We start from the raw sequence: 9819 nt of genomic DNA on the forward strand, positions 1-9819 counted from the left end.
TTATTTCTCCACGGATGAATCCGGGGGCTTGTATCCTGGATGCTTTCGGTCAAGCCACTACTAAAACCCCAATGAATCTGGAACATCTAAAAAACTGGTTTACTAAATGCTGATGCACTCATCTATCAACATACAATCCATGGATTGAGCCGTGGGTCAACAAATATAACGAGTTGGGAATTTATGGTTGAGCCGATCGCCCAACTAAAAATCCCAAACCAAAGCCACTGATTGAGACTCGCGAAGCTTGCACAGCTATCGGAAATTTTACCTAAAAATTCCTCAGAGCGAGGATGCAGGCTACCAGAAAAATGCGCGACGCCCGATCGTCAATTCCACCATTAAACCAAGCTAACTTTGGCACGGTAAAGTAGTTTTTCGCCTTGTTTGTAGCCTGTATAGCGGACTTTCACAGGTTGTCCCGACTCGGCTGTTCCTTCGATAAGCTGGTGCTGTTGCGGGTTGTAGGGAAGCTCGGCTCCCACTGGGGCGATCGACTCTACTCCCCAATGCTCCAATAACTGCTCGACAGGGCGCAGCAACGGCAGCAGTTTCTGGGCTCGCAAGTTGTGATTTTCCTGAGCTTTGCTCGCAGCAGTCGGCCACTGCAACATCCAGGATTCTAAAATTTGCACGCTAGAGAGCTGAAATTCCTGCATCAAAGATGATCGCTGCTGTTCGATCGAAGCTTGCAGCCGCTGATATTCTTGTTCTAAGCCCGTAGGTACTGCTTCTTCTAGCTCCACAAAATCAGGCGCCAAAGTTGCCAGCAGTTGGGTTAAGGAAATTTTCAAAGCTTGACTGATTTTGAGCAGGATGTCGGCTCGCGTTTTCAAAGCTAAGCCGCGGCGCAGGCGGCTTACCTGAATTTCGGGAACTCCTGCTTTTTGGCTGAGTTCTCGATCGCTCGAAATCCCTGCCTGTTGCATCAGGCGTTGCAGTTGAGGAGCATAATCTGGAATAGGAGCTGCCACGAAAAATTCATCCAAATTTATAAATGTAAATATTCTCGATCCTAAACTGTCATGAGCCTGAAGCAAATACATCTTTGGGGCCAACCAAACAAGCCGGCTCCAAAGATGTATTGTGGAGCCGGCCCCACAACAGAAGCGGCTATTTGAGCGCAACTTTCTCGGCGGCTGCCGCAGCCGTCGCCGCTCCCTGCAAATGCGCTTCTAGGAACCACAAACGCTTGTCAATTGCCCGCGAAATTTCGGTGTAGAGATCCGCTGTATCGGCGTCACCGAGTTCAGATGCTTTGTCTATAGCAACTCGCAGGTGTTGGGCGTAGGGTGCGTAGCGATCGGCTAAAGCAGTCACATACTCTTTGCCATCTAAAATATCGAACGGAAATTCTGGCAAAATCGAATCTGCGGCGGCTGTGCGGGCTGTTCCTACAGCCAAACCGCCCAAAGCTGTTACCCTTTCGGCAACGGTATCAACGTATTCTTCGAGTTCTGTTGCCATTTCGTCGAACAGCAAGTGCAACTGGTAGAAGTCCATGCCTTTGACGTTCCAGTGAGCTTGCTTGACTTGAGTTTTTAAGTCCAGAGTTGTTGCCAGCGTGGCGTTGAGCAGCCCGACTACTTGAGTGCGGGTGGCGGCTGACATATCGATGCGGGTTGGGTACAGGTGTTGTTTGTGGTTGTTGAGAGTCATAGATTTGTACCTTGTTATTAGTGATTGTCGATCGAATATCTGAGAAAAATTTGGGCGATCGAACCTTTGCTTGTCGCCAATTGCTGTTGAGAGACTCAGGCTAGGTGCATCTGCAATACGGTACGGGGAGCTCGGCGTACTTTACACGGGATAGTTTCTAAACCCAGACGCTGGCAAGCTTCGTAACGGTGGCAGCCTGAAAATCCGTAATACTGACCATCTACTTCTAGCACGTCGATGGGCTCGTTTAAACCAACCTCGCGGATCGACTCCATGAGGGCGGCTACTTTTGTTTGGTCGTTGACTCGCGGCAGGGGGCGGCGAATTTGATTGAGGGGTATTGCTTCGATCCTCATGGCAGCTCTTGATTTTGCTTGTAGTTAAATCATACTCGTAATGACTTCGACTTGGCAACAAATCTCTCAGAAAGTTTTGAGTTTCAGATGATTCAATCGCGGCGCGCGATCGTCAGTAATGGAAAAAACCTTGGCATTTCCCAGCTTTCAGGCCTCCTAGCCATTACCGGAGAGACGTAGCCTCTAGGGTTAGATATATTATGTATAATAAAAACACTATAGTTATCGATCGCCCCAGTCTTTTAGGGTCTGGGGTGGCTCAGCTACATTCTGTCAGGGCCCTTGTATGAGATTGAATACAGTCGAATAACATCGGTTTGCAGGTAAATCTTGTTGCCAACAAGCCAGGGAGTGCAATGTACCTTTAAATTTGATGCAAATTTTAGTTCGGTCGAACTTTAGTCAGTTGACGATCGCAACATAAACTTTTATCGACTTTTTGGGTTGCAGGGGCGAATTGACTTGTGAGCCGCACTTCTGGTATCGTAAATAACTAATAAGTGGGTGTAACATTTAGTTTGTTAGCAAAAGCTAGTACATCGAACTCCGATTCATTGTTGCCCGGTTTTACAGGGCCTCCAGCAGCCCTGTAGATTAGTGGAAAATGACGCGGCCGGTGAATAACGGCGATTGGTGATGTGGGCGCTAGCAGTTGTCGGTCTTTTGGGAAAAAAAGTTAAAAACGTAAAGTAAAGGCAATTCTATATCTGCCTCTATTTTATGGAACTATAATTTCAGTGGCAGAGCGTGATTGAATTAAAAGGTTCCGAAAAGTTGCAAGTCTTAAAAAAAGCGGATCTTCAAGTCAATACAGGTCTAAATGCTTTAGAGCTTGTTTTGTCGTGGTTTTCGCAATTGTACGAGCCACGAATTCCTAGGAGTGTGTGGATACGCTGTCAGTTAGTCTTGGCTGAGGGCTTTACGAATGCGGTGCGTCACGCCCACCAGGGTCAACCGCCGGATTTGCTTGTGGAGATTGAGGTGGCGGTGTGTAGTGAATGTATAGAGATCAAAATTTGGGATTCGGGCGCCCCCTTTGATTTAGAGCAAAAAATTAAAGAGATGTCCAAAGAAATCGACCCTGAAGCTTCCGGAGGGCGCGGTTTAAAGCTGATGAAAGACATTGCAGATAATCTCAGTTACAGGAGAACGGCCGCGGGCCGCAACTGTCTGTGGATGGTTAAAAATTATACTCCTGTCCCCAATACAGAGGATGAGGACGATATTTTGCAACTTCCGGAGGAACTTTCTGGTTAATGGGCGATCGCAGTTTTTAAACGCGGGACAAGGGGTTGAGCCAGAGCAGAATTGTGCGTTTTAATTGATTTAATTCTCGATATACTTCTTGTTTGACCCACTGACCGATCGCATCCATAGGTGTAAACATTTGACCGACAGGCCAGCTAACATCTTGACCTAAGGGCGTTTGATGGTTTCCAGTCAGTGTCTGAACTGTAATCATGTCGGGAAATCTCTGTTTTAGCAGATTAGTTAACAGCAGGGTTTGGTCGATGTTGTCGCCGTTAAATTTGACTAAAAGATTGCGCCGGATTTGATAGCTTTCTTGCACGAGGCGATTTGTGTCTTGCGGGGAAGGGGTAAACTCTACCTTAAAGACGGGGGAAATTTGCTCGACGATCGGAATCGCTTCGGAGGCGGCATAATTGTTGAAAGAAATCAGAATATTGCCTGCTCTTTCTATGTCAAACACTGAACCGATCAGCAAGTGGAGTTTGCATCCCATGCTGTGTCCCATGCCGTAAACTGGGAGGTACGAAGATTTGAGCAATTTCGTAGCGCGCAGCCTATCGAGAGCATTTTCAAATTTGTTGAGGACATCACGGGCGATCGCAATGTGATCCAAAGTATTCACAAACGGCGTTGCTACCACCACATATCCTTGATTCCCCAAAGCCTCTAACAGCCAGCGATAGGTGAGTTGCGGTGCAGTCGCCACAAACGCACCGCCGAGAAAATGTACGATCGCGATCGGTTTAGAAGGAATTAATACCCAGTTCCCTGAAATTTCTTGCCAGTCCATAAATTAAATCAAGTTCTAAGTAAAAAGGCGATCGTCCTCTTTCCGCTATTAAGTATAAAACAGCGAGCAGAATTTTTGATATAATTTTGCTTGTAGTTTCTGCCCAAAAAAGATGTGAGCTAGGGATTTTTTATCAAAAAAACTTAGCTTTTAACTTGTACGTTATTTAGTGTAACTGTTTTGTCAGCAAATAGCACAGCGGGTTGACCCTGCTTTTTCCGGCTGTACGGGATTGAAGGCGGCGACTGCATGAAGGAGTGGCCGCGAACATTCGATCGCAAATTTTAATAATTTTGATTTGGCGTGCGATCGGATCGGATCGCATCAAAAAAAATAAAATTCTTTTGTAGTGAGGAATCTCAGTCTCGCTCCAAGTCAGAGCACTCAACTCCTCACTACAAACAGCGGCGCTCGACTGCGATACGGCCCGATTGACATCACCTAAATTCTCACGTACAACCTGGATGCAAATACAAGATTTTTTACGAAAATCCTCGGATTTGCGACTGTCGCTGGGGGTTTAATTCAGTCGAATGATGCAGGGATTCTGTGGGTTGATGACTCAATTTTTCTTGAGACTTCATCCATTTCCACTTGTTGAGAGTAGCAACGGGGTTGAGCACTGTGGTAGCGATGCCGTAAATCAGAGTCGGCACCACCTCCCTATTTAACAAACTTTGTCCTACCTTTCTCATGTAGTGGAGTGCCAAAACTTCTCGGAATTTGTTAAGCCGTTTCAGCAGTGGCAAATTCTTAAAGCATATTTGTTCGTACTCAGCCAGCGAGAACTCTTTTTCTCCCCGCAAGCGCCGCCGTTGGTTTTCCTTGACACAATCACCAGCTATCCGCTTTTTAAGCCAGTGCTTGTCTGTAAGAGAGTTGCCTCTAATTCGATAATTCCCTAAAGGTTCTTTGGCTGCTAGCAAGCCGTGCTTTTGAGCAATTTTGGTAAATAATTCTGTATCTTCTCCCACCTGCCAATCTTCTGCAAATCCGCCTTCTTCGAGGAGAATAGAGCGATCGACTACAACCGACGACGGGAACACCCAAGGACTTTCTCCTGTCTCCTTAATCTCCTGCATTTGAGCTTGAGTTGTCGGATAGGTGGGAACATAACTTAACTTATTGCCGCGCTTGTCTAAATACCGCAAAGCATGGGCCACAGCTTTGACTTCAGGATTGTCTGCGAGCATCCTCAAACAAACTTCTAGTTTGTTCGGTTCCCAGGTATCATCGCTGTCAAGAAACGCCACGTACTCGCCTGTCGCCCGAGATATCATTAAATTTCTGGATTTAGAAACCCCGTAAGTCTGGGGATTGTGGAAGTATTGAATTCGGGAGTCTTGCTGGGCAAGTTTACCACCAATTTTGCCAGTATCGTCAGTAGAGCAGTCATCAACAATTAAAATTTCTAGATGCTTGTGGGTACCATTGATTACGGAGGCAACTGCCTCGGCCAGAGTGTCCGCTGCATTCAATGCAGGAATTATTACACTGACTTTTTCGTTGTTCATAACTTCAATTATTTGTGGTTTGGTAGTTGTTTGCCGAAGTATAGTCTTCGCCACATATGACCCCTGAATTTGAATACTGCGATGAAATCCCTGTTCAGTGCAAACTGGAGAATTGAAGATGTTGCAGCACAGCCACTGGTAAGGTACGATTTCCGATTGTTTTGAAGACGAAATCGGGGAAAATTCCAGTTTTTTTTGCCGTTGGTTGTTGTTGTGTCCGATCGACCTCAATTAGCCCTGCCTGCCTAGCGGTGTAGGGTAAGCTGTGGTTACTTAGAGTTTAGAAGCAGACACTGTGACTTCTTCACGTGCAAATACCTGTATTCCCGAAAATTACCTACGTACTGCCAATATAACAGGCTTGCCACTTCAGTGGGATCTACCAGAAGGGGGGACACCAGTCACCAGATGGTCGCGGGCAATTTTTCGGACACCAGAGGTGTCGGAAATTAAACTTACCCTGTTCGCTTTTAGGGTTGAAGATTTTCGAGTGGTGATGATTTGCGGGATCGGGGTTTGCAGCTTTTGTGCAGTTGCTTTATTTTGGGAAAATCTGTCGATCGATTTTTAGCCAAACAAACAGGGTAAATTTTCTTTGACCGATCGACTAAAAACTCTCATAACTCTGATAAAACCGCTATGCTAGGTTTGTCATGTGTTGCAGTTCAACCGCCATCCGCTCACAAGTAGAGTTAGTTTTTTCGATTTTCGATCGACTAATTTTTTTTGCATTTATCAGCCTGGTTGAGATAATAAGTAGTCGCTCAATAAAGATACTTTTTCAAACTTGTTTGATAATTTAGTTGCCATAAATTGTTCCTGATTTCTCTGTTCCTCTAGCACCCCGAGCTCCTGCCTTGCAACATTCAACCGTCATGCTGCCAGCGATGGCTGCCGATCGGTCTGGGCGAAGACACCCATCAAATTATACTGTACACCTCCTGAAATTACAAGTAAAAAATGTTACCCAACCTATATAGCAAACTGCGAATTTATACTTGTTTTATAACAACAGCGGTACTGTTTGGCTGTCAGCAGCAGCTACAGCCAAACTTACGGCACTCCCAGCAGGGCAGCAAACAAGGGATGGCCGTTTCGGCTCACCCTCTGGCGAGCGCTGCGGGGCTGAAGGTGCTGCAACAAGGAGGTAATGCCGTGGATGCGGCGGCGGCGGCAGCATTGGCGATTTCGGTAGTAGAGCCTTTTTCGGCAGGTATCGGCGGCGGGGGTTTTTTGCTGCTGCGACGGGCAGAAACCGGGACAGTGCAAGCGCTCGATTTCCGGGAACGAGCTCCGAAACGGGCGGCGCGGGATATGTATATGGACAAGCAAGGCAAGGTACGCCCGAGGGCAAGTCTGGACGGGCATTTGGCCGCAGGTATTCCGGGGACTGTGGCGGGACTTTATGTGGTGCAGCGCGAGTACGGTAAGTTGCCTTGGGCGGCGGTGGTAGCTGAGGCGATCGACCTGGCCCAAAATGGCTTTCCGGTGAGTTCGCGGTTTACCGAGGCCGTCGCACGGCGGGCGAATGTTATCAACAAGAACCCGGCGGCGCGGGAAGTTTTTACTAGGGGTGGCGTTTTATACAAACCGGGGGAGAAGTTGGTGCAGCGGGATTTGGCGCGGACTTTGCGGCAGATTGCCAAAAATCCCCAAAGTTTTTATCGTGGGGACATTGCGCGGGCGATCGCCTCCGATATGGCAAAAAACGGCGGGATCATGACTCTCGAAGACCTAAAAAACTATACGCCAATTTGGCGAAATCCAGTTTGTGGCAAGTTTCGCGCTTACGAAATTTGTGCGATGTCGCCTCCTTCTTCCGGCGGCGTTCATTTGTTGCAAATCCTGAATATTATCGGCGATACCGATCTCAAGAGGTTGGGAAGGAAAAGTCCAGATACGCTGCACTTGTTGGCGGAATCAATGAGGATTGCTTATGCTGACAGGGCCGAGTTTTTGGGCGACCCGGGTTTTGTGAGGGTACCGGTTAAAGCTTTGATTAGCAAGAATTATGGCAAATTGCGCCGATCGCAAATCGAAATTTCAAAAGCCAAACCTTCGAGCGAGGTAAAAGCTGTTGATGCTAAAACTTTGAGCGGCTTTGCGTACGAGTCGCCGGAAACTACGCACCTGACGGTAGTTGACAAAGATCGCAATGTTGTTAGTTTGACGTTTACGGTGAATGGCCGTTTTGGGGCTGGGGCGGTGGCGGCGGGTACGGGAATTTTGCTCAACAATGAGATGGACGATTTTGCTGCTGCGCCGGGAGTGCCGAATTTGTCTGGTTTGGTGGGCGGTGATGCAAATTCGATCGCCCCGGGGAAAACTCCTTTATCCAGCATGACGCCGGTGATTGTCACAGAAAATGGCAAATTTCGCCTCGCTGCGGGGGCTCCCGGAGGTAGTACGATTATTACCACGGTGTTGCAAATTGTCCTCAATGTGTTGGTGCACGACATGAATGTCGGCGATGCGGTGTCTGCGCCTCGGGTGCACCATCAGTGGCAGCCCGATCGCCTGATGGTGGAAAGCGGAGGTTTTGATGCTGCAACGCTTGCTCAATTGCGCAAGCGCGGACACCAAATTACCGAACGATCCGGCTGGGGAAATGCCAATGCGATCGTCCAGACTGATAAAGGTTGGTTGGAAGGGGCTGCCGATCCGCGTGGCGAAGGAGAAGTAAGGGGGTTTTAGTTATTAGTCATCTGTCATTAGTTATAGTTTCAGAAGAACTGCAATTGTTGTCCGGGCAGATGCACAATTATTTTGACTGCGTTACCAGCACCCTCTTCATTCAGTTGACTGTTGGCTGTTGACTGTTGACTGTTGACTGTTGACTGTTGAGGGCTACCTCTACCTGGAAGTCCGAGGATTGGAATAATGAATCGTCTTTTTTAATCTCTCCCTACAAGGGTGCAGGCTTTAAATTAATTATTTCTGGTAAATCTGCCCTCGCTCCATCTGAATAATCGATCGACTCCAGCAGACATCTGATTTTGACTAAAATCTGATGCCGTGCGAGGTTAACCGTATAAAGACCCGGTTTCATTGGTATCCATTGTGCAACTCATCAAACCATTAGTCTCCGCATATTTTGGCATATGTATTTTTGCGATGAGGTTTATTGACTCACTAACTGCCAAGAAATACCTAACCAAATTAATCAGATATACCGTAAATATACGTATATATAAATTGATTGTAAAGTCCCTAGACATTACTACTTATATAATGTGATAATAAATTTAACAACTAAATCAACTTGTGTTTTTAACTAAAAATTTATGATAAAAACTCACGAAATAGCTGGCTTAACGGGTGCCTTAACAGGTCTTATCAGTTTTTTGGCTGCCCCAGCCATGGCATTTTCGGTAGGGGCAACTCATAACATTGAAACATTAAAAAATAATTTATTGGGAACTAATACAGCAGGATTGAGCAATTTTTCTGTTTCAATTACGGGGAATGAAGCTGCTTTTGGTACTTTCACTAATGACCCTTTCGGTTTAAAATCTGGTGTGGTTCTCAGCACCGGCAAAGTAGCTGACATACCCGGAAAGAATCGAAAAGATAACGTCATGACCAACGGCAGCGATTTAAACACAGACTTTGGGCCTAAGGGTGAAGAGGGAGATTTGACTCAGCTCAACCTGAGCTTTTTTGCTAATTGCACAGTAGAAAAGTTGTTGTTTCAATATGTATTTGCTTCTGAGGAGTTTCCGGAGTTTGGCAGTTCAGAATATAATGACCAATTTGAACTGCTGCTGAACGGCACTAATTTAGCAAAATTGAGCGACGGTAAAACAGTTACCATTAGTCATCTGGTTCCGGTAGCAAATAATCGCTCTCAAGATCACTCTGACTATATTGACAACCCACGTTTGACAGGTGTGGCGGCTAAAATCATTAAGCTAGACGGCTTTACTAAGGTTTTAGGTTTTGAGGGGTTGCTCAAGCAAAATCAAACAAATGTTCTCAGCATCCGCATTAGAGATGTGGGCGACGGTAATTTAGATTCTGCTGTATTTATTAAAGGCGGTTCTTTCGGGACGGTTAAAGCTGAGGCGGTTCCCGAACCGATGACTGTGGGGGGTTTGATGGCGGGAGGCGCGATGCTGGCTGCGGGGCGAAAGTTGCGCCGCCGGAAGTAATTAATAACGGAAGTCAGTGGTCATTAGTCATTAGTCAGTGGTCATTAGACTTGAATTGCATAAGTCTTCTTTTCGATACAGAAACCGCAGATGTCAGA

At 46.6% G+C, this 9819-nt stretch carries 10 protein-coding genes; 4 read left to right on the plus strand and 6 right to left on the minus strand.

Features of this window, described 5'->3' with window-relative positions; translation table 11 throughout:
• Nucleotides 1-341: 341 nt before the first annotated feature.
• The 3 genes from QT974_RS25255 to QT974_RS25265 form a co-directional block, all read right to left on the minus strand.
• Nucleotides 342-1046, minus strand: a complete 705-nt coding sequence (locus QT974_RS25255; protein WP_333471155.1) for a helix-turn-helix domain-containing protein — start codon at nucleotides 1044-1046, stop codon at nucleotides 342-344.
• A gap of 67 nt (nucleotides 1047-1113) precedes the next feature.
• The gene (gene dps / locus QT974_RS25260; RefSeq protein ID WP_333471156.1) at nucleotides 1114-1659 is read right to left on the minus strand and encodes a DNA starvation/stationary phase protection protein Dps; all 546 of its coding nucleotides are present in this window, start codon (nucleotides 1657-1659) and stop codon (nucleotides 1114-1116) included.
• Between the two features lie 95 nt (nucleotides 1660-1754).
• The gene (locus QT974_RS25265; protein ID WP_333471157.1) at nucleotides 1755-2015 is read right to left on the minus strand and encodes a sulfiredoxin; all 261 of its coding nucleotides are present in this window, start codon (nucleotides 2013-2015) and stop codon (nucleotides 1755-1757) included.
• A gap of 747 nt (nucleotides 2016-2762) precedes the next feature.
• Between QT974_RS25265 and QT974_RS25270 the strand changes: the two genes are divergently transcribed.
• A complete protein-coding gene (locus QT974_RS25270) occupies nucleotides 2763-3272 on the plus strand; it encodes an ATP-binding protein (protein ID WP_333471158.1) in 510 nt (169 codons plus the stop codon).
• A gap of 16 nt (nucleotides 3273-3288) precedes the next feature.
• Here QT974_RS25270 and QT974_RS25275 read toward each other — a convergent pair whose 3' ends face one another.
• Nucleotides 3289-4056 carry a DUF1350 family protein gene (locus QT974_RS25275; RefSeq protein ID WP_333471159.1) on the minus strand — a complete coding sequence of 256 codons (768 nt, stop codon included), beginning with the start codon at nucleotides 4054-4056 and terminating at the stop codon, nucleotides 3289-3291.
• A 482-nt stretch (nucleotides 4057-4538) separates the two neighbouring features.
• Nucleotides 4539-5570, minus strand: a complete 1032-nt coding sequence (locus QT974_RS25280) for a glycosyltransferase family 2 protein (RefSeq protein WP_333471160.1) — start codon at nucleotides 5568-5570, stop codon at nucleotides 4539-4541.
• Between the two features lie 295 nt (nucleotides 5571-5865).
• Between QT974_RS25280 and QT974_RS25285 the strand changes: the two genes are divergently transcribed.
• Nucleotides 5866-6141 (plus strand): hypothetical protein, encoded by a 276-nt coding sequence (locus tag QT974_RS25285; RefSeq protein ID WP_333471161.1) that lies wholly within the window; start codon nucleotides 5866-5868, stop codon nucleotides 6139-6141.
• A gap of 389 nt (nucleotides 6142-6530) precedes the next feature.
• A complete protein-coding gene (gene ggt / locus QT974_RS25290) occupies nucleotides 6531-8264 on the plus strand; it encodes a gamma-glutamyltransferase (RefSeq protein ID WP_333471162.1) in 1734 nt (577 codons plus the stop codon).
• A gap of 211 nt (nucleotides 8265-8475) precedes the next feature.
• Here the strand turns inward: ggt and QT974_RS25295 are convergent, their stop codons facing one another.
• Entirely contained in the window at nucleotides 8476-8619 is a 144-nt protein-coding gene (locus QT974_RS25295) for a hypothetical protein (protein WP_333471163.1), read from the minus strand.
• A 235-nt stretch (nucleotides 8620-8854) separates the two neighbouring features.
• Between QT974_RS25295 and QT974_RS25300 the strand changes: the two genes are divergently transcribed.
• Nucleotides 8855-9721 (plus strand): choice-of-anchor L family PEP-CTERM protein, encoded by an 867-nt coding sequence (locus QT974_RS25300; RefSeq protein WP_333471164.1) that lies wholly within the window; start codon nucleotides 8855-8857, stop codon nucleotides 9719-9721.
• The last annotated feature ends 98 nt before the right edge of the window (nucleotides 9722-9819 follow it).

It is taken from the genome of Microcoleus sp. BM001215392 (assembly GCF_036700185.1).
Classification (GTDB): Bacteria; Cyanobacteriota; Cyanobacteriia; order Cyanobacteriales; family Microcoleaceae; genus Microcoleus.

Bases quoted from the DNA above. Each gene is read 5' to 3' on its own strand.
- QT974_RS25255 (WP_333471155.1), bottom strand. From the start codon at position 1,046: ATGTATTTGCTTCAGGCTCATGACAGTTTAGGATCGAGAATATTTACA.
- dps (WP_333471156.1), bottom strand. From the start codon at position 1,659: ATGACTCTCAACAACCACAAACAACACCTGTACCCAACCCGCATCGAT.
- QT974_RS25265 (WP_333471157.1), bottom strand. From the start codon at position 2,015: ATGAGGATCGAAGCAATACCCCTCAATCAAATTCGCCGCCCCCTGCCG.
- QT974_RS25275 (WP_333471159.1), bottom strand. From the start codon at position 4,056: ATGGACTGGCAAGAAATTTCAGGGAACTGGGTATTAATTCCTTCTAAA.
- QT974_RS25280 (WP_333471160.1), bottom strand. From the start codon at position 5,570: ATGAACAACGAAAAAGTCAGTGTAATAATTCCTGCATTGAATGCAGCG.
- ggt (WP_333471162.1), top strand. From the start codon at position 6,531: ATGTTACCCAACCTATATAGCAAACTGCGAATTTATACTTGTTTTATA.
- QT974_RS25295 (WP_333471163.1), bottom strand. From the start codon at position 8,619: ATGAAACCGGGTCTTTATACGGTTAACCTCGCACGGCATCAGATTTTA.
- QT974_RS25300 (WP_333471164.1), top strand. From the start codon at position 8,855: ATGATAAAAACTCACGAAATAGCTGGCTTAACGGGTGCCTTAACAGGT.